Origin of the sequence: Bradyrhizobium tropiciagri (genome assembly GCF_018130545.1) — a bacterium.
GTDB lineage: Bacteria > Pseudomonadota > Alphaproteobacteria > Rhizobiales > Xanthobacteraceae > Bradyrhizobium > Bradyrhizobium tropiciagri_A.
The window spans coordinates 171,153-189,476 of the sequence record NZ_JAFCKF010000005.1; the positions used below are offsets into that span (position 1 = coordinate 171,153).

At 64.9% G+C, this 18,324-nt stretch carries 16 protein-coding genes; 6 read left to right on the forward strand and 10 right to left on the reverse strand.

Annotated elements, in window-relative coordinates; genetic code table 11:
- Positions 1-22: 22 nt before the first annotated feature.
- From JQ616_RS22510 to JQ616_RS22525, 4 genes are all read right to left on the reverse strand, one after another.
- Positions 23-847, reverse strand: coding sequence for a carbohydrate ABC transporter permease (locus tag JQ616_RS22510; RefSeq protein WP_212018143.1), 825 nt, complete (start codon positions 845-847; stop codon positions 23-25).
- Positions 844-1,782 carry a carbohydrate ABC transporter permease gene (locus tag JQ616_RS22515; RefSeq protein WP_212018145.1) on the reverse strand — a complete coding sequence of 313 codons (939 nt, stop codon included), beginning with the start codon at positions 1,780-1,782 and terminating at the stop codon, positions 844-846. Before JQ616_RS22515 ends, JQ616_RS22510 begins: the two co-directional genes overlap by 4 nt.
- Positions 1,779-3,101 (reverse strand): ABC transporter substrate-binding protein, encoded by a 1,323-nt coding sequence (locus JQ616_RS22520; RefSeq protein ID WP_212018147.1) that lies wholly within the window; start codon positions 3,099-3,101, stop codon positions 1,779-1,781. Before JQ616_RS22520 ends, JQ616_RS22515 begins: the two co-directional genes overlap by 4 nt.
- Positions 3,102-3,218: 117 nt before the next feature.
- Positions 3,219-4,073: a VOC family protein gene (locus JQ616_RS22525; RefSeq protein ID WP_212018149.1), complete on the reverse strand. Its 855-nt coding sequence runs from the start codon at positions 4,071-4,073 to the stop codon at positions 3,219-3,221.
- A 78-nt stretch (positions 4,074-4,151) separates the two neighbouring features.
- Here JQ616_RS22525 and JQ616_RS22530 point away from each other — a divergent pair, with 78 nt between their 5' ends.
- Positions 4,152-5,519, forward strand: a complete 1,368-nt coding sequence (locus JQ616_RS22530) for an NAD(P)/FAD-dependent oxidoreductase (RefSeq protein WP_212019118.1) — start codon at positions 4,152-4,154, stop codon at positions 5,517-5,519.
- Positions 5,520-5,533: 14 nt separating this feature from the next.
- On the opposite strand, the gene JQ616_RS22535 is transcribed toward JQ616_RS22530, so the two are convergent.
- From JQ616_RS22535 to JQ616_RS22550, 4 genes are all read right to left on the reverse strand, one after another.
- On the reverse strand, positions 5,534-7,159 hold the full coding sequence (locus JQ616_RS22535; protein ID WP_212018151.1) for an ABC transporter ATP-binding protein: 1,626 nt from the start codon (positions 7,157-7,159) through the stop codon (positions 5,534-5,536).
- Positions 7,156-7,986, reverse strand: a complete 831-nt coding sequence (locus JQ616_RS22540) for an ABC transporter permease (RefSeq protein ID WP_212018153.1) — start codon at positions 7,984-7,986, stop codon at positions 7,156-7,158. The genes JQ616_RS22535 and JQ616_RS22540 overlap by 4 nt, the downstream gene beginning before the upstream one ends.
- Before the next feature lie 2 nt (positions 7,987-7,988).
- A complete protein-coding gene (locus JQ616_RS22545) occupies positions 7,989-8,966 on the reverse strand; it encodes an ABC transporter permease (RefSeq protein WP_212018155.1) in 978 nt (325 codons plus the stop codon).
- A 249-nt stretch (positions 8,967-9,215) separates the two neighbouring features.
- The gene (locus tag JQ616_RS22550; RefSeq protein ID WP_212018157.1) at positions 9,216-10,829 is read right to left on the reverse strand and encodes an ABC transporter substrate-binding protein; all 1,614 of its coding nucleotides are present in this window, start codon (positions 10,827-10,829) and stop codon (positions 9,216-9,218) included.
- A 467-nt stretch (positions 10,830-11,296) separates the two neighbouring features.
- On the opposite strand from JQ616_RS22550, the gene JQ616_RS22555 reads away from it, so the two are divergent.
- Entirely contained in the window at positions 11,297-11,596 is a 300-nt protein-coding gene (locus tag JQ616_RS22555) for an HU family DNA-binding protein (RefSeq protein WP_021077434.1), read from the forward strand.
- Between the two features lie 185 nt (positions 11,597-11,781).
- On the opposite strand, the gene JQ616_RS22560 is transcribed toward JQ616_RS22555, so the two are convergent.
- Positions 11,782-12,561, reverse strand: a complete 780-nt coding sequence (locus JQ616_RS22560) for an SDR family oxidoreductase (RefSeq protein ID WP_212018159.1) — start codon at positions 12,559-12,561, stop codon at positions 11,782-11,784.
- 223 nt (positions 12,562-12,784) lie between these two features.
- Positions 12,785-13,771 carry an ABC transporter substrate-binding protein gene (locus JQ616_RS22565; protein WP_212018160.1) on the reverse strand — a complete coding sequence of 329 codons (987 nt, stop codon included), beginning with the start codon at positions 13,769-13,771 and terminating at the stop codon, positions 12,785-12,787.
- A 474-nt stretch (positions 13,772-14,245) separates the two neighbouring features.
- Here JQ616_RS22565 and JQ616_RS22570 point away from each other — a divergent pair, with 474 nt between their 5' ends.
- From JQ616_RS22570 to JQ616_RS22585, 4 genes are read left to right on the forward strand one after another with little or no spacing between them, the layout of a single operon-like run.
- The gene (locus JQ616_RS22570) at positions 14,246-15,340 is read left to right on the forward strand and encodes an ABC transporter substrate-binding protein (protein WP_212018162.1); all 1,095 of its coding nucleotides are present in this window, start codon (positions 14,246-14,248) and stop codon (positions 15,338-15,340) included.
- Positions 15,318-16,334 carry an ABC transporter permease gene (locus JQ616_RS22575; RefSeq protein ID WP_212018164.1) on the forward strand — a complete coding sequence of 339 codons (1,017 nt, stop codon included), beginning with the start codon at positions 15,318-15,320 and terminating at the stop codon, positions 16,332-16,334. Before JQ616_RS22570 ends, JQ616_RS22575 begins: the two co-directional genes overlap by 23 nt.
- Positions 16,328-17,125 (forward strand): ABC transporter ATP-binding protein, encoded by a 798-nt coding sequence (locus JQ616_RS22580; RefSeq protein ID WP_212018166.1) that lies wholly within the window; start codon positions 16,328-16,330, stop codon positions 17,123-17,125. Before JQ616_RS22575 ends, JQ616_RS22580 begins: the two co-directional genes overlap by 7 nt.
- Positions 17,119-18,291, forward strand: a complete 1,173-nt coding sequence (locus JQ616_RS22585; RefSeq protein ID WP_212018168.1) for an acyl-CoA dehydrogenase family protein — start codon at positions 17,119-17,121, stop codon at positions 18,289-18,291. Before JQ616_RS22580 ends, JQ616_RS22585 begins: the two co-directional genes overlap by 7 nt.
- Positions 18,292-18,324 lie beyond the last annotated feature (33 nt).

Genomic DNA, 18,324 nt, shown 5'->3' on the forward strand with positions numbered 1-18,324 from the left:
CAGGTGCCGTTGGCTTCTGGCCTTAGCCGCCCTTCACTGCGCCCGCCGTCAGCCCCGCCACGATCTGCCGCTGCGCCAGCACGGTGAGCAGCAGCACCGGCGCGGTCACGATCAATGCGGCAGCGGCGAGCGGTCCCCAGCTCAACTGATCGAACGAGATCATGTTGTAGACCGCAACCGGTAGCGTGCGGGTCTCACGCCCGGCCAGCACGATGCCGAACACGAAATTGTTCCAGGAGAAGATCACCGCGAGGATGAAGGCGACCGCGAGGCCGGGTCTTGCGATCGGCAGCGCGACATGGCGGAACACCTGCCAGCGCGTGGCGCCGTCGATCAGTGCGGCTTCTTCCAATTCCAGCGGCGTGGTCTCGAAATAGCCGATCATGATCCAGATCACGATCGGCACCGTGACCACGAGGTGGATGATGATCTGCGGCACCAGCGTGCCGAGCAGGCCGAGCCACTGGAACAGCAGGAACAGCGGGATCAGATACGACAGGCCCGGCGTGATGCGCGCGATCAGGATCACGATCGCCGATTTATGCGCTGCCATCCGCGCAATGCCGTAGCCCGCAGGCACGCCGACCAGCATCGCAAGCCCGGTGGCGCAGCCGGTGACGACAAGGCTGTTGGTGAAATAGGTCAGGAAGCGGTTGGATGCGAACACGTCGGCATAGTTCTTCCAGGCGACATGCTCCGGAAAGAACACCGGCGGATAGGAGGCGTTGTCGATCTCGAATTTCAGCGACAGCGAGGCCATCCAGAGGAAGAACAGGATCGCCGGCGAGACGATGACGAACACCGACAGCCACAGCCCGATCCGGCCGAGGATATAGCGCGGGTTCATGCCTCGCTCCCGAGCTGCGAGGTCCACAGCAGGCGCTTGCGCAAATAAAGCAGCAGTGCCGCCAGCGCCACGATCAACAAGAAGAACACCACCGCGATCGCCGAGCCGTAGCCGAGGTCGTAATAGACGAAGGCGACGCTGTAGAGATAGACGTTGATGGTCTCCGACGCCGAGCCCGGTCCTCCTTGCGTGATCGCGAAGATGATGTCGAAGCTTTTCACCGCGTCGATCATGCGGATCATGCCGGCGATGAACAGGAACGGCATGATCAGGGGAAGAGTGATGAAGCGGAACACCTGCCAGAAATTGGCGCCGTCGATCTGTGCGCTCTCATAGGGCTCGGTCGGGATCGCGGCGAGGCCGCCGAGCACGATCAGCATCACCAGCGGCGTCCATTGCCAGGTCTCGACCAGCACCAGCGAGGGGATCACCGTCGTCGGGTTGAACACCCAGAGCTGCGGCGGCAGGCCGACCAGCGACAGCAGATAGTTCAGCACGCCAAGCTGCGGGTGGAACATCATGGTCCACACCAGCGCGATCGCCACCGGCGTTGCCATCATCGGCATGATGAAGATACCCCGCAGGAAGCCGCGCGCGGCGAATTTCTGGTGAAACACGACAGCCGCCAGCGTGCCGAACACCAGCGGCAGTAACACCGACAGCGCGGTGTAGGACAGCGTGTGCCCAACCGCTTCGACAAAGCGCGGATCGGTCGGCAGCCGCAAATAGTTGGCGAGCCCGACGAACACGGTGGGCGAGCCGACCTTCCATTCCTGCAGGCTCATCCAGATCGTGAACACCCAGGGAAAGATGATCACCGCCAGCACCACGACGAGCGCCGGGATCACGAACGGCCAATAGGACGGCGGACGCCATTCACGCGCCGCCGCGGCCTCTTCAGCCGCGACCGGCGAAACTTGTGTCACTGAGCTCACGCTTTTTCGCTACGCTCCAGGATGGGGCGGAATTGCTCGTGCGCCTTCTTCAGCTCGGTGGCGGGATCGGCGCCCGACAGCGTCGCGGTCAGCGCCGCTCCGACGATGTCGCGGAATTCGGCGACCGGGATGATCACGGGCAGGCCGAGCTTGGAGATCTTGGCGGAATCGACCACCGATTGCAGCCATTCCTTGGTCTTCACGCCCTTGGCGACCTCGGCATCGTCGACGATCGAGTTGCGGAACGGTACGCCACCGCCGGCCTGCAGCAGGCGGGCGCCCTGTCCGCGCGAGACCACCCATTGGCAAAGCAGGTACGCGGCTTCCTTGTTCTTGCTGGCGGCGGCGATGCCGACGCCGTCGCCATAGGTCGAGGAGAACTTGCCCTTGGGACCGGCGGGCACCAGCGTGTAGCCGACCTTGCCGACAACGCGCGAGGCGGCGGGATCTTCCAGCGGCGGCGCCCAGCCATCGGCGTCGATCCACATCGCCGAGCGTCCCTGCGTGAAGGAAGCCATCGACTCCATCCAGTTGAAGCCGGCGACGCCGGGCGGCGCGCATTTGGTCAGCAGGCGCTGATAGAGTTTGGTCGCCTCAATCGCCTCGGGGCCGTCGGTCAGGATATTACCCTTCGCATCGAGGAATTCGCCGCCATAGTTCAGATAGAAATTGCTCCACATCGCCATGTTGGCGTTGCGCAGACCGCGGCCGACGAAGCCGTAGATGCCTTCCTTCGGATCGGTCAGCTTCTCGGCGGCGACCACCATCTCGTCCAGCGTCTTCGGGACCTCGACACCCTTCTTCTGGAACAGCTCCTTGTTGTAGTAGAGGATGAAATAGTCGACCGACCACGGCAGCGACAGCATCTGGCCCTTGTCGTTGCGCGCATATTGCAGGCCGGCGGTGGAGAAATCGCTCTCGACGAGATCCGGCAGCGTCATGCTCGGATCTTTCAGGTAGCCCGACATGTCGGCTAGCCAGCCGGCCTTCTCGAATTGCCGCTTCTGCACGTGATAGCTGAGATGCACGACGTCGAAGCTCGGCTTGCCCGAGGACAGCTCGATCACGCATTTCTGGCGCTGCTGCTGCTCGGGGACCTGCTCCGATTCGACCTTGATGCCGGTGAGCTCGGTGAATTCCTTGATGTATTTTTGCAGATTGTCGCCGCGCGGCCCCTTGGCGAGGCTGACTTCGAGCGAGGTGCCGGAATATTTCTTCCAGTTGACCTCGGCACGAGCCGGAAATCCGGTCAATCCAACCGCGCCGGCGGCAGCGGTGCCCGCCAGCATCTGCCGGCGCGAAATCAGGTGATGCGACATGTTTCCCTCCCAGGGACGCTTCTTGTTTGGGAGAGATACTAGCGTGTGAACTTCGTCTGCCTAGCCCCCACGAGCGCGGCGTTGCTGCATAACGCCGCGCCGCGCGGGGTATGGCAGCTAGGCCTTGACGAAGGCGAGCAGGGTGCCGTTTGCCGCAGCCGGCGGCACGGTGATGCCGCCGCTGCTCTTCACCCCGGTCGCGCCCAGCGCCTTTTCGGTGGCGGCAAGGTCGGCCGCGATCACGAGGCCGGCGCCGCCGCGCTCGGACAAGCCATCCAGCGACACGCCGCCATAGCGCTTGCCGAGCTGCTCCCTGGTCAGGAATACGAAGTCGGCGCGATCACCGCCCGAGGGCACCGCGACCGCACCGTCGGGATCGTTCCTGACCGCGATATCGATCATCTTCGACAGATGCGCGGCATCGGTTGCGGGATCGGGCGAGACGATCAGCACCTGCTTGAGGCGTTTTGCCCCATTGGCGTGCGACATCAATTCGGGGATCCACACCGTCTCGCGGGTCTTGTGCTGGCAGGCGAAGATGCGGACACCGCCGGGCGCCTCGGCGGTCGGCCACTGGAAGGTGCGGAATTTCGCCGCGGAGACGGTGCCGTTTGGCAGCGTCACCGGGCGTTCGAAATCGGTCGGCCCGATCGGGGTGTAGCCGCGCGCGCGGATCTCCTCGGCCCCTGCAGCGGAATCCACCGCGGTGAACGCGATCCGCTCGATGCCTTCGCCGTGCTTCTCCAGGAAGGCGCGCGCCGGCGCATTGTGTTCGGTCGGCGTCAGCACGCCGAGCAATTCCATGTAGTCGGGGTCGAACATGATGGTGTAATTGCCCGATCCCATATGCGCGCTATGGGTGCCGCGCGGCGACACGGTGAAGCCGAGCCGCTTGTAATTCTCGGCCGCCTTGTCGAGGTCCTTCACCATGACCACGGCGTGATCGATTCCGACGACGTTCTTGAGTGCCACTTGTTGTCTTCCCGGCTGGAATAAGAGAGTAGAGTGGAGCTAACCAGAACGAACAGGCGCCCGCAAGAAAGGATCATGATGACCAGCAATGCCGTGCGCTGGCCCAACTCGCTCTGGGCCGCAGCGACGCCGTCAGGCCCCGATTGCCCCGAATTGACGGGCACGCAGCAGGCCGATGTCGTCATCATCGGCGGTGGCTTCACGGGCCTGTCGACCGCATTGCATCTGCGCGAGGCCAATGTCGATGTCGCGATCGTCGAGGCCGCCGAGCCGGGGTGGGGCGCCTCGGGCCGCAACAACGGCCAGGTGATCCCGACCCTGTCGCGCCCCGATCCCGATGACATCATCAAGAGGCACGGTGCCGCCGGCGAGCGTTTCGTCGCGATGCTGCGCGACAGCGCGGCCATGCTGTTCGACGTCGTCAAGCGCTACAATATCGATGCCGAGCAGGAGCAGGCCGGCTGGGTGCAGCCGGTGCATTCGCCCGGCCGGATCAAGATCGCCGAGCGGCGCGTGCAGCAATGGTCGAAATTCGGCGCACCCGTCGAATTGCTGTCGCGCGACCAGACGAGGGACATGCTCGGCTCGGATGCATGGTATGGCGGCTTCTGGAACAGGACCGGCGGCCACGTCAATCCGCTGGCGCTGGCGCGAGGCCTCGCGCGGACGGTGCTCGGGCTCGGTGCGCGGATCTACGCCCGTTCGCCTGCGCTCGCTTTCGAGCGCCGCGGCGATCGTTGGGTGGTGAAGACCGAGAAGGGCGAAATCTCCGGCCGCGCGCTTGTCGTCGCCACCAATGCCTATAGCGGCGAGTTTGCGAAATCGCTGGTGCCGGAGATCGCGACCGAGGTGATGCCGGTGCTGTCGTGGCAGATGGCGACGCAGCCGCTCTCGGACAATGTCCGCAAGACCATCATCCCCGGCCGGCAGGCGATGTCGGACACCCATGGCGAGCTGTATTTCGCGCGCTACGACGCGCGCAATCGCCTTGTCACCGGCGGCGCCGTGCTCGGTCTAGGGGACAAGACCGGGCGACTGAAGGCGCGCGTGACCGAGCGGTTGCAACGCTTGTGGCCGCAGATCGGCGACGTCTCCTTCGATTATGTCTGGAACGGCTATGTCGGGATGACCGCGGATTTCCTGCCGCGCATGCATCGGCTCGGACCGAACGCCTATGGCTGGACCGGTTGCAACGGCCGCGCCGTCGCACTGACCATCCCGCTCGGCCGCGAATTGGCGAAGGCGGTGCAGGGCGTGCCGGAAAGCGAGCTGGCGCTGCCGTTCACCGAGCCGGTGCAGTACATTGCGCACGGTTTGTTGCGCAAGCTCGCGCCGTGGATGCTGGTGCTGTACCGGCAGCGTGACGCCCAGGAGTTGGTCGGGGGCGATCGCTTCGAGTTGCTGCGCTGGGCCGAGCATTTGCTCGCCTCGCGCCGCCCGCGGTGAGGCGAGCGGCCCGATCAGGCGATCAAGGCATCGCGCTTGCGCGTGAAGTCGCCGCCGGGGATCGCCGACAGCAGCGCCTGCGTGTAGGGATGCTGCGGCTTGCCGAACACCTCGGCTGTCAGCCCTTGCTCGACCACGGCGCCATCCTTCATCACGGCGACGAGATCGCAGATCTGCGCGGCGACCCGCAGATCGTGGGTGATGAAGATGATGGAGAGGCCGAGCTGCTGGCGCAGCCCGGCGAGCAGTTTGAGCACCTGCGCCTGCACCGAGACGTCGAGCGCCGAGACCGGCTCGTCGGCGACCAACACGTCCGGCTTCAGCGCCAGCGCTCGTGCCAGCCCGATACGCTGGCGCTGCCCGCCGGAGAATTCATGCGGGTAACGGTCGCCGGCGGACGGATCGAGCCCGACCAGCTCGAACAGTTTTCGCGCTTCCGCCATCGCGGTCGCGCGATCGGTGCCGTGCACGATGGGGCCTTGGGCCACCAGCTCGGCGGCCTTGCGGCGCGGATTGAGTGAGGCGAAGGGGTCCTGGAACACCATCTGGATGTGGCGCGTCTCGTGCCTGATCTCGTCGCGGTTAAGCTTCGCCCAGTCCTTGCCATTGAGCACGATCGAGCCGGTGTCGGGATCGATCAGCCGCACGATGCAGCGCGCCAGCGTCGATTTGCCCGAACCGGACTCTCCGACGATGCCGAGCGTCGCGCCGCGCGGCAGGCGCAGCGAGACGTTCTTGACCGCCTCCGTGATCCGCGCGCCGCGGCCGAGGAAGCCGCCGGTGCGGTACGTCTTGGAGACGCCGTCGATGGTCAGGATGTCCTTGCCGGAGAGGATGCGCGGCGGCGGCGCGGTCAGCGGCGGAACGGCAGCGATCAACTGCTTGGTGTAGGCGTGCTGCGGATCGTTCAGCACCGCATCGGCGGTACCTTGCTCGACGATCGCGCCGTGCTGCATCACCACGACGCGGTCGGCGATCTCGGCGACGACGCCGAAATCATGGGTGATGAACAGCACCGCGGTCTTCTTGCGCTGCTGCAGGTCGCGGATCAGCTTCAGGATCTGCGCTTGTGTCGTGACGTCGAGCGCGGTGGTGGGCTCGTCGGCGATCAGGAGTTTCGGATCGAGCGCGAGCGCCATCGCGATCATGGCGCGCTGGCGTTGGCCGCCGGAGAGCTCGTGCGGATAGGCCTTTGCGGCAGCCTTCGGGTCGGGGATGCGGACGTCCTCGAGCAGCCCCTGCACCCGCGCATTGATCTCGGCCTTCGACAGCTTGGTGTGGATCGCAAACATCTCGCCGATCTGGTCGCCGATGGTGCGCAGCGGGTTGAGCGCCGTCATCGGCTCCTGGAAGATCATCGCGATCCCGGCGCCGCGCACCTCGCGCATCGCGGCTGGATCGGCGGCGCAGAGGTCGCGGCCGTCGAACATCATCCGGCCCCGTTCGATGGTCACCTCGTTCGGCAGCAGCCGCATGATGGCGTTCGCCATCATCGACTTGCCGGAGCCGGATTCGCCGACCACGCAGAGGATCTCGTTCGACGCGACTGAGAGCGAAACGTCGGACAGCGCATGCGGCCGGTCGGCGCCCTTGGGCAGGCGCACCGTCAACCCGTCGAGCGAAAGGACGGTCTCGCTCATCGGCTCTTCAGCCTCGGATTGAGCGCATCGTTGAGGCCCTGGCCGACCAGCGACACCGCAAGCACCGTGACGAGGATCGCGATGCCGGGGATCGCCGAAACGTACCATTGCACCCGGAGCACGTCGCGGCCGAGCCCGATCAGATTGCCCCAGGAGGCGACGTTGGGATCGGACAGCCTGAGGAACGCGAGCGCGCTTTCCAACAGGATCGCGACCGCCATCACTACGCTGGCATAGACGATGACCGGCGGCAGAGCGTTGGGCAGGATCTCGCCGAGGATGAGCTGGACGTCCTTCATGCCGAGCGTCTTGCCGGCCTGGACGAATTCGCGGTTGCGCAGCGACAGGAACTCGGCGCGGGTCAGCCGCGCCGGCGCCGGCCACGACACCACGCCGACCGCGATGGTCACCGTGGTCAGCGTCGAGCCGAACACCGCGACCAAGACCAGCAGCAGCACGAAGTTCGGCAGGGTCTGGAACGCCTCGGTGATCCGCATCAGCACATTGTCGACCCAGCCGCCATAATAGCCTGCGAACGCACCGACCAGGATGCCGATCAGGATCGCAATCATGGTGGCGACGCCACCGATCAGGAGCGAGATCCGCGCGCCGTAGAAGATCTGGGCGGCGATGTCGCGGCCGGAATTATCGGTGCCGAGCAGGAAGCGCGGATTGGAGAACGGCCAGACCAGCGGCCGGCCCGCCAGAGCGAGCGGATCGCGCGGATAGAGGAAGCCCGCGCTGACAGCCATCGCGATCACCAGCAGCAGCAGGATCAGGCCGATCACCGCGGCCGGGCTGCGGAAATAGCGTTTCACCGCGTCCATCGTCAGCCCTCCGTCGCGATGCGCGGATCGAGCCGCGCGTAGAGCAGGTCGACGACGAAGTTCACGATAATAACCAGCAGCGCTGAGACGAACACGATGCCGAGCAGGGTGTTGAGGTCGCGCTGCACCACGGACTCATAAGCAAGGCGGCCGAGGCCGGGCAGGGAGAACACACTCTCGACCACGACCGAGCCGCCGAGCATGGTGCCGGCCTGCAATCCGATCAGCGTCACCATCGGCAGCAGCGCGTTGCGCAGCACGTGGCGGGTGATGACATGGGTCTCGTCCAGCCCCTTGGCGCGGGCGGTGCGGACGAAATCGAGGTTCAAGACCTCCAGCATCGAGGCGCGCATGATGCGTAAGTAAATCGCTAGGAAGATCAGCCCCAGCGTCAGCGTCGGCAGCACCAGATGCGCCGCGATATCGAGCACGTGCCAGATCCCGGTCTGGACGTTGCCGATGTCCTCGAAGCCGCCCGGCGGCAGCCATTGCAGATAGACCGAGAACACCACGATCGCCATCAGCCCGAACCAGAACGAGGGGGTGGCGTAGAAGATCAGGCCGAGCGTCGAGATCAGCGTATCCGGCCAGCGGTTGACGCCGCGCGAGGCGATCACGCCGAATACCAGGCCGAAGAAGAAGGCGAACGACAGCGAGGCGGTCATCAACAAAATGGTCGGCGGCAGCCGTTCCAGGATCACGGTCGCCACCGGTTTGCCGTAGATCGAGGAGAAGCCGAGATCGAGCCGCACCAGATGCCACAGATAGTTGCCGAGCTGCGCTGGAACCGAGAGGTCGAGCCCGTAGAACTTGCGCAGCTCTTGCGCGGTTGCGGCATCGCCACCGCCCATCTGGGCCATCAGCGCATCGACGGTGTCGCCCGGCGCGAGCTGCAACAGCAGGAACACGCCGATCAGGATTAGGAACAAGGTCGGAATCGAGGCGGCGAGCCGCCGCCCCGCAAGGCTCAGGATACGCATGATTTATCTATAGCGTGTTCAGAGGAAGTGGACACTGGCCTCTATTACCTCGCCCCGCTTGCGGGGAGAGGCATAGGCCGCCTTCCGGCGGCCGTAACGAAAGTACGCCGAAGCAAAGCTTCGGCTATGTCGCATCACCAGATGCGATCCGGTTGAGGGGGTACGGGTCCATCGATAGATCGATGTCGCGGAGAGAGCCCCTCACCCCATCCCTCTCCCCGTGAAGAACGGGGGGAGGGAGAAGTGGCCTCATGCACTCAGCCAAAGATCGTGCCAGCTCGCCGAGCCCCAGCGCGGCGTATTGGAGTGGTTGCGGGCCTTGGCGGTGATCACGGTGACGAAGATCTGCTCGATCGGCATCCAGACCGGCAGCTCGGTATTCACCTCCTTGACGAAGTCGGCATAGAGCGCCTTGCGCTTGACCGGATCGACTTCGGTGGCGGCGTTGTCGATAGTGGCATCGACGGTCTTGTCCTCCCAGCCCCACTGGTTGGTCCACGGCGCGCCCTTGGGCTGGCCGGAGCGGTACCACACCGTGGTCGAGACCGCGGGGTCGTTGCGATACTGGTGCCAGCCGGTGGCGAGATCGAAGGCGTGGTCGTCATAGACCTGCTTGAGGAAGCCGCCGCCGTCATTGCGCACGATGTCGACCTGGATACCGACTTCGCCCAGCGATTGCTGGATGAAGGTCGACCACAGCGAGATGTCCTCGCCCCACGGCGCCGGCAGCAATTTTAGCGCGAAGCGGTTGCCGCCACTGGCCTTGAAGCCGGCCTCGTCGAGCAGCGCGATCGCCTTGGCCTTGTCATAGGGATATTGCGGCGTGTTCGGCCCGGGATAGAAGTCGGTCGAGGTCGAGGGGATCGGGCCGGTGCCAAGCTTGGCGAAATCGCCGAGGAAATTGTCGATGAAGAACGGCACGTTGATCGCATGCGCGATGGCACGGCGGACCCGGATGTCGGACAATTCCTTGCGGCGGAAGTTGAACTCGATGGTGTTGGTGCGGGCGTTGCCCTCATTGCCCTTGGTCGAGACGATGAAGCGCTTGTCCTTGCCGAGCCGCGCCATGTCCGAGATCGTCAGCCCCGAGAACGGGCTATAGTGCAATTCGCCGGCCTCCATCTGGGCGGCCGCGGCGGCGCGGTCGGTGATCACCTTCCAGACGATGCGGTCGAGATAGGGCGCGTTCGGCCGCCAGTAATCCGGGTTGCGGTCGGCGATGATGTATTGGCCGCGCTCATACTTGACGAATTTGAACGGGCCGGTGCCGACCGGCGCCAGGTTGGTCGGGTTCTGCCTGATGTCGCCGCTCTCATAGAGATGCTTGGCCGAGACGTAGCCGAGGTCGGGCAGGGCCCGCAGCAGCAGGTTCAGCGGCATCGGCCGCTCGTAGCGGAAAATCGCGGTCTGCGGATCGGGCGTATCGACCGAGGTCAGGAACAGTTGCAGCGTCGATCCGTAGTTCAGGATCTTCTTCCACATGTTCATCGCGGTAAAGGCGACGTCCTCGGATGTGAACGGCTTGCCGTCGTGCCAGGTGATGCCCTTGCGCAGCTTGAAGGTGACGGTCTTGCCGTCAGGCGTCGCCTCCCAGCTCTCGGCGAGCACGCCGACCGGCTGTCCATTGGCGTCGAGGTCGACCAGGTTCTCCTGAATCTTGCCGCCGATGATATAGACGCCGGTCGAGGCCTGGATGCTCGGGTTGAGCTGGCGCTGCTCGGCGCCGTAGTGGACGTTGAACACGCCGCCCTTGCGCGGGGTCTCCTGCGCGAAGGCCCGCATCGGATTGATGACGTTGGCCGCAATCGCGGCCGAGGTCAGAAGGGCCGTGCGGCGGTTGATCTCGAGGCGGCTCAAATCCATACGCTACTCTCCAGCACTTACATCAGGGCTTGCATATAAAGGCTTGCATCGGGCGGCCCGCCGGTCGGCGTGGCACCCCGTCGCGATGTTAGCTTGGAATGGGAACCCGAGTCGAACCCAAGTCATTTTCTAATGCCTCGGACTTTTGGAGGATCGTTTCCGAAACCTGAAGTGGCGCGCTGCGGCGCTTCGCAACCCGAATTGTGCGCGGCATTGTCGCACTTGGGTCGCACCTGGGCCGCGCGGGATCGCCGGGTGATTCTCTCGATGGGACGTTTTCGGGAGCGCCGAAGCCACGCAAACCCTGTAAATTTAGGGGTCGGAAGCGACTTGACTGGAAAAAACACTGGAAAAACCCCTGATTCGCGGGCTGTCCACAGCGATATTCGTGTGGTGAGTGCAGAAAACACTGTTTTTCTCGGCGTTTTCCGCCATATCGTGCCCACTCCAGAATCAATGGAGCAACCATGGCTACCCAACTGTCGAAGTCGCAAGTGATCGAGAAGATCGCGACCACCACCGAACTCTCCAAGCGCGACGTCAAGAACGTTTTGGACTCGCTCGTCGATGTCGGCCACAAGGAGCTGAAGAAGGCCGGGGTGTTCCTCGTCCCCGGCTTCGCGAAGTTCGTTGTCGTCAAGAAGCCTGCGACCAAGGCGCGCAAGGGCACCAACCCCTTCACCGGCGAAGAGATGATGTTCAAGGCCAAGCCGGCCCGGAAGATCGTCCGTGCACGGCCGGTCAAGGCCGCCAAGGACGCGGTTTAAGATGAAAGGCCTCCGGTGACGGAGGCCTTTTGCTTTTGAGCCGTTAGCCAGCCGCAGTAGGTTGCCTGCCCGCGAGAGTGTTCGAGCGCAATGGACACCGGCTCGCATGTGGAGACGCGCCAAAGCAAGCATCCGGAGCTCCGGTCCTGGTTGACCCAGGACCGGAACTCTAGATCATGAGAGTTCTAGACCACCGGCGAGCGGCCACCATCGACATTGATGGCGGTGCCGGTGATGTAGGAGCCTTGCTCCGAGGCCAGGAAGCAGGCGAGGTTGGCGAACTCCTCCGCCGTGCCGATGCGGCCGAGCGGCGTGCCCTTGGCAAGGCCCTTGGCGAATTCCTCGAAATCTGTGGTCGGCGCCTGGGCCGCGTGCCGCTTGACCCATTGATCGCTCATGATTAGGCCGACCAAGAGCGCATTCACCAGGATGTTGTGCTCGCCGCCTTCATTGGCCATCACCTTGGTCAGCGCCATGCCGGCCGCGCGCGACACCGAGGTCGGCGCGGAATGGCCGGCCGGCGCCTTGGCGAAGGTGTTGAGCACGTTGATGATGCGGCCCCATTTGCGCTGCTTCATGCCGGGCCAGACCAGCCGGCTGAAGCGGATCGCCGCGAACAGTTTGAGGTCGAGGTCCTCCTGCCAGGCCTCGTCGGTGATGCTCTCGAAGGCCAGCGTGCGCGCGGTGCCGGCGTTGTTGACCAGCACGTCGATCTTGCCCAAGTCAGCTACGATCTGGTCGTGGGCCTTGCTGATGTCGGCGGCTTTCGCGACGTCGCAGACGTAGTCGCGGACCACGAGGCCGTCCTTGGCGAGCGCCTCGCGGGCCGCTTTGAGATCGGCCGCGCCGCGGGCGAGGATTGCGACCTTGGCGCCGGATTCCGCAAACCGCCGCGCCACCGCGATCCCGATACCTTTGCTGCCGCCGGTGACCACCGCGACGCGGTCTTTCATTGATAGATTCATTGTTGTTCTCCCTGGGGCTGGCCCGGAGAGAACGCTATCAAACCGACAGCGCGACCAACAAGGTCATGCAGAGCAGGTGTGCTGCGACAATCAGTGCGAGATGGAGCGGGCTGGCTGCCATCGGATGTCCCCATTGTGGAGCGTCGTGAGGTAAGCACCGCGGACTAGGCTCCCTCCCCCTGAAAGGGGGAGGGCGGGGTGGTGGGGAGGTGAAGAACCGCGGCTAGTTCGAATTGGCGCCGGCCGTAAAGCTGGGATCGACCGCCTTGCTGACATCCAGCGTCTTGCCGAGGATGCCGTAGCGCGTGGCGCGGTCGGAGGCGGCCTGCACCTCCTTCACGACGGCCTCGTCGATCGCGATCGGGCTCGTCTTCTGCGCGGTGTAGGCGACGAGCAGCACGTCCTCCGGCAGTTTTGTGAGCTCGGCCGTGCTCCTGGCGTATTCCGCGACATGGTCGAGCGACCACAGCCGCGCCTTGTTGAGCCGCTGCACCAGGTCTTGCACTGCCGCGCGCTTGGTTGCGATCGCGTTGTCAGAGGCGACGATGAAGGTGATGGTCGGCGTAAGGCCCTCGCCATCGGCGACGACGCGCGCGTTGTCCTTCAGCCTGGCATAGGAGATGTAGGGTTCCCACACCGCCCAGGCGTCGATCGAGCCGGCAAGCAGCGCGATCTTGGCGTCGACCGGGCCGAGTGGTGCGAAGGTCGCGTCCTCGATCTTGCTGCCGGCCTTCTCCAAGGTCGCATTGATCAGGAACTGGCCCCAGCCGCCGCGCGTGCCGGCGAGGCGCTTGCCCTTCAGGTCGGCGGCCGTCTTGATCGGCGAATCCCCGCGCACGAGGATGGCCTGCGTCCGCGCATCGGACCGCGTGCCGCCGATCGCCTTGATCGGTGCGCCCGAGGCATAGACCGTGAGGAAGGACAGGTCGCCGGTGTAGCCGACGTCGAGCGCGCCGGCATTGATCGCTTCCAGGATCGGCGCCGCAGCGGGAAATTCCGACCACTCGATCTTGTAGGGCAGGTCCTTGGCGAGGCCGGAAATCTCCAGCAGCGAGCGGTTGCCGCCCTTCTGGTCGCCGACCCGCAGCACGACCGCGTCAGCCGCGAACGCCGCCGCCGATGTCGAGAGCGTGATCACTGCTGTGATCAGCGCGGCCGCGGTGCGGCGCGTGAAGGTCGGGGGAGAGCCCGAGCGGGTCAGTTTGCGCATATCGATTTTCTTTCTGATTCATTCGCTGCGCGGCGGAGGGCGCGGCAGCGTTCGATCAAGTCTATGAGCAAGCCGTTCGCCGTCAACGAAACGGAAATCTGTATTCGCCTGCCGTAAGGCAACGATGATTTCGTCGCGCATGCCGAATGGAGAAGACATCGTGCCTGGGACCGCAAGTCGCTCAAATTCGATGCAGTTGCTGTGACGGTGTTGCATCTCCGCGTTGCGACAATAGCGAAAATCCTTTCATCGTCGCGCGTTGCGATCGTGGAGAGTTCGACTGCCGCACTGACCACATTCGAAATTCCATTTCATTGACGGTGCACTTGTCGCGCCGCATCATTTGAGCGTTGCTTTGAGTGCAATAGCGCCGGAGAGATCGGCTTTTTTCTAAACCATGAGCTTCGACGACGGGGTGCGCTGGCGGAGACGTCCGCGCGCGGGGCGGAGCCTTGCCGAAATGCAGGAGTTGTCATGTCGACCAACAACAAGAAGACGGTGATGGACCGCCGCACATTGCTGCGCGCGGGCGCCGCGGCGGCGCTTGCCGCGCCGATTGGCGCCTATAGCGCGCAGGCCTTCGCGCCACGGGCGATCACGCCGGCGATTGACTTCTCCGAGTTTCCGATTTGCAAGGCCGCCTCCGATGCGCCGCCGCTATCAGGCGCGCCGCGCAAGCTGAAACTGTCCTGGAACGCCGGCGCGGTCTGCCTCGCGCCGCTGCCGGTCGCGATCGACCATGGCTTCTTCCAGAAGCAGAACCTCGACGTCGAGCTCGTCAACTATTCCGGCTCGACCGACCAGCTGCTGGAGGCGATCGCCACCGGCAAGAGCGACGCCGGGCTTGGTATGGCGCTGCGCTGGCTGAAGCCGCTCGAACAGGGCTTTGACGTCAAGATCGCCGCCGGCACCCATGGCGGCTGCATGCGCGTGCTGACCCGCACCAGTTCCGGCGTCGACAAGCTCGCCGATCTCAAGGGCAAGATCGTCGCGGTCGGCGATCTCGCAGGCCCCGACAAGAACTTCTTCTCGATCCAGCTCTCCAAGCTCGGCATCGATCCGGTCAAGGACGTCGACTGGCGCGCCTATCCCGGCAATCTCCTGAACGTCGCGGTCGAGAAGGGCGAGGTGCAGGCCTTCCTGTCGTCGGATCCGCTGGCCTATCTCTGGCTCAAGGATGCGCAGTACAAGGAGGTCGCCTCCAACCTCGATGGCGAATATCGCGACAAGAGCTGCTGCATCGTCGGCCTGCGCGGCAGCCTGGTCCGCGAAGAACCTCACGTCGCGCGCGCCATCACGCAGGCACTGCTCGATGCCGCGATGTTCACCTCGCAGAACCCGGACAAGGCGGCGAAGTCGTTCCAGCCCTATGCGCCGAAGGCGGCGAGCCTCGCCGATCTCGAGGCGATGGCGCGCTACCACACCCATCACCATCATCCGACCGGCGAGGTGCTCAAGCGCGAGCTCAAGGGCTACGCCGACGACCTGAAATCGGTGCAGGTGTTCAAGCAGAGCACCGACACCGCCAAATTCGCGGAGCGGATCTATGTCGACGTATTCAGTGTCTGACACGACGGCCGCGGCCGCGCCGCGCGCCTCGGTCACGTTCTCGAACCTCTCCGGAAGCTACGGCGTTGGCCTTGCGGCGAGCCTCGCCTGGCTCGCGTTCGGGCTGTCATGCCTGTATTGGCCCGATGTCGGCGACTGGTCGCGGACGGAATCGCTCGGCATCGGCGCGATCGTGATCGCGGCCTTCATCCTGTTCGGCACGTTCAGCGCGGATTATCTCGGTAGCGCCGGGCTGGCGTTGCGCAAGCGCGCACCCTGGCTGGTGGCGTTCGGCGCGTTCGTGACGCTGTGGGAAGTTGCCACCGCGAAATTCGCCTGGCTGCCGCTGCCGTTCTTCCCGCCGCCGCAGTCGATCCTCGAAGTCTATACCGACGATCTGCCGAAACTGCTCGACAGCGTGTTCGCCTCGATCAAGCTGCAACTCGGCGGCTACATCATCGGCGCAACCGTCGGCTTCATCACCGGCGTCTCGATCGGATGGTCGCAGAAGATCGGCTACTGGGTGCATCCGGTGCTGCGCTTCATCGGCCCGCTGCCGGCCACGGCCTGGCTGCCGATCGCCTTCTTCACCTTCCCGTCGAGCTGGAGCGCGTCGACCTTCCTGATCGCGCTCGCCACCGGCTTCCCGGTGACGGTGTTGACCTGGTCGGGCGTCGCCAGCGTCAGCAGCGCCTATTACGACGTCGCGCGCACGCTCGGCGCCAAGCCGTCCTTCCTGGTGCTGAAGGTCGCGATCCCCGCCGCGCTGCCGCACGTGTTCGTCGGCCTGTTCATGGGGCTCGGCTCGTCCTTTGCGGTGCTCGTGGTCGCCGAGATGATCGGCGTCAAGGCCGGGCTCGGCTGGTACCTGCAATGGGCGCAGGGCTGGGCGGCCTATGCCAACATGTACGCGGCGCTGATCGTGATGTCGTTGCTCTGCTCCGGCGCGATCACGCTGCTGTTCCGCACCCGCGATCGCGTGCTGGTCTGGCAGAAGGGCGTTGTCAAATGGTAGTGCAATCCGCGGCCGAGGCGATCACCTATCCCGCTGTCGGCGCCGAGCTCGACATCGAAGGCGTCAGCCACGCCTTCGACATCGATGGCGCCACCTTGCCGGTGCTCGACAATGTCAACCTTTCGATCGCGCCGGGCGAATTCGTCGCGCTGCTCGGCCCGTCTGGCTGCGGCAAGTCGACCTTGCTGCGGCTGGTGGCCGGGCTGGAGAAGCCGCGCAGCGGCTCGCTGCGGGAAGATGAGGCTCGCATCACCGGACCGCATCCGTCACGCGTCGTCGTGTTCCAGGATCCGACGCTGTTTCCGTGGCGCTCGGTGTGGGACAATGTGGCGCTCGGACTGGAAGCGCAGGGCATCCTGAAGACGCAGCGCCACCGGGTCGATGCCGTGATCGAGCTGGTTGGTCTGTCCTCGTTCCGCAATGCCTATCCGCACCAGCTGTCCGGCGGCATGGCGCAGCGCGTCGCGTTGGCGCGGGCGCTGGTCAATGATCCCAAAATCCTGGTGCTCGACGAGCCGCTCGGCAAGCTCGATTCTCTGACGCGGATCGCGATGCAGTCCGAACTGGTGGCGCTGTGGCAGCGCAAGGGTTTCACCACGCTGCTCGTCACCCATGACGTCGAGGAAGCGCTGGTGCTCGCCAACCGCGTCATCGTGCTCTCCGACCGTCCGGCGCGGATCAAGGCCGACATCGCCGTCGGGCGACCATACCCGCGGCGTCGCGGCGATCCATATTTGGCGGAGCTGCGCAAGCAGATCCTCGGCCTGCTCGGACTGGAGGCGACATGGTGACGTCTGCGGCGAGGGGGCTGCCGGCGACGACCGAGCCGGAACACATCGCGCGTGCGTTGCGGCTCGCCGAGGTGCTTGCGGCGCGCGCGCCCGCACATGATCGCGACGCCAGCTTTCCCTTCGAGAATTTCGCCGATCTCTCGCGCGAAGGTCTGCTGGCATTGACCGTGCCGGCGGCGCTCGGCGGTGGCGGGGCAGGTGCCCGCGACGCCACGCGCGTGCTCGGGATCATCGGCAAGGCTGATCCGTCGACCGCGCTGGTGCTGTCGATGCATTACATCCAGCACCTGGTGATGGCGCGCAGCACGCGCTGGCCCGCCCGGTTGTCGCGCAAGCTCGCCAAGGAGACGGTCGACGGCGTGGCGCTGATCAACGCGTTGCGGGTCGAGCCCGAACTCGGCTCGCCGGCGCGTGGCGGCCTGCCGGCGACCACGGCGCGGCGCACCGAAACCGGCTGGCGGCTGACCGGTCGCAAGATCTATTCGACCGGCGCGCCGATCCTGAAATGGTATTCGGTCTGGGCGAAAACCGACGAGCCGGACACCCGTGTCGGGTTGTTTCTGGTCCCCGCCGGCCTGCCGGGAACGCGGATCGAAGAGACCTGGGATCACCTCGGCCTGCGCGCCAGCGGCAGCCACACCGTGATCTTCGACGACGTGGTGTTTCCGCTGGACTACGAGATCGACGTCCGCACGCCCGACGACTGGAAGGTTCCTGACGTCACCCAGGCCACCGTGCATGCGATCTTCGTCGCGGCGATTTATGACGGCATCGCCCGCGCCGCTCGCGACTGGCTGGTCAAATTCCTGCGGGAACGTGTGCCCGCCAATCTCGGCGCGCCGCTTGCGACGCTGCCCCGGATGCAGGAGGTCGTCGGCGGGATCGAGGCCCGGCTCGCGGTCAATGCCCGGCTGATCGACAGTTTCGCCGCCGATTTCGATAACGGCTTCCCGCTGTCCGCGATCGAGTCTAACATCGTCAAGCTGACGGTGACCAATAACGCAGCAGCAGTGGTGGAGGATGCCTTGTCGCTGACCAGCAATCACGGCCTGTCGCGAACCAATCCCCTGGAGCGGCATTATCGCGACGTGCTGTGCGGCCGCGTCCACACCCCGCAAGACGACGTCACCCGTATCTCCGCCGGACGCTTCGCGCTGGGCGTCTGAAAACAACAGCCAACAACAACGGAGTTATCAGTC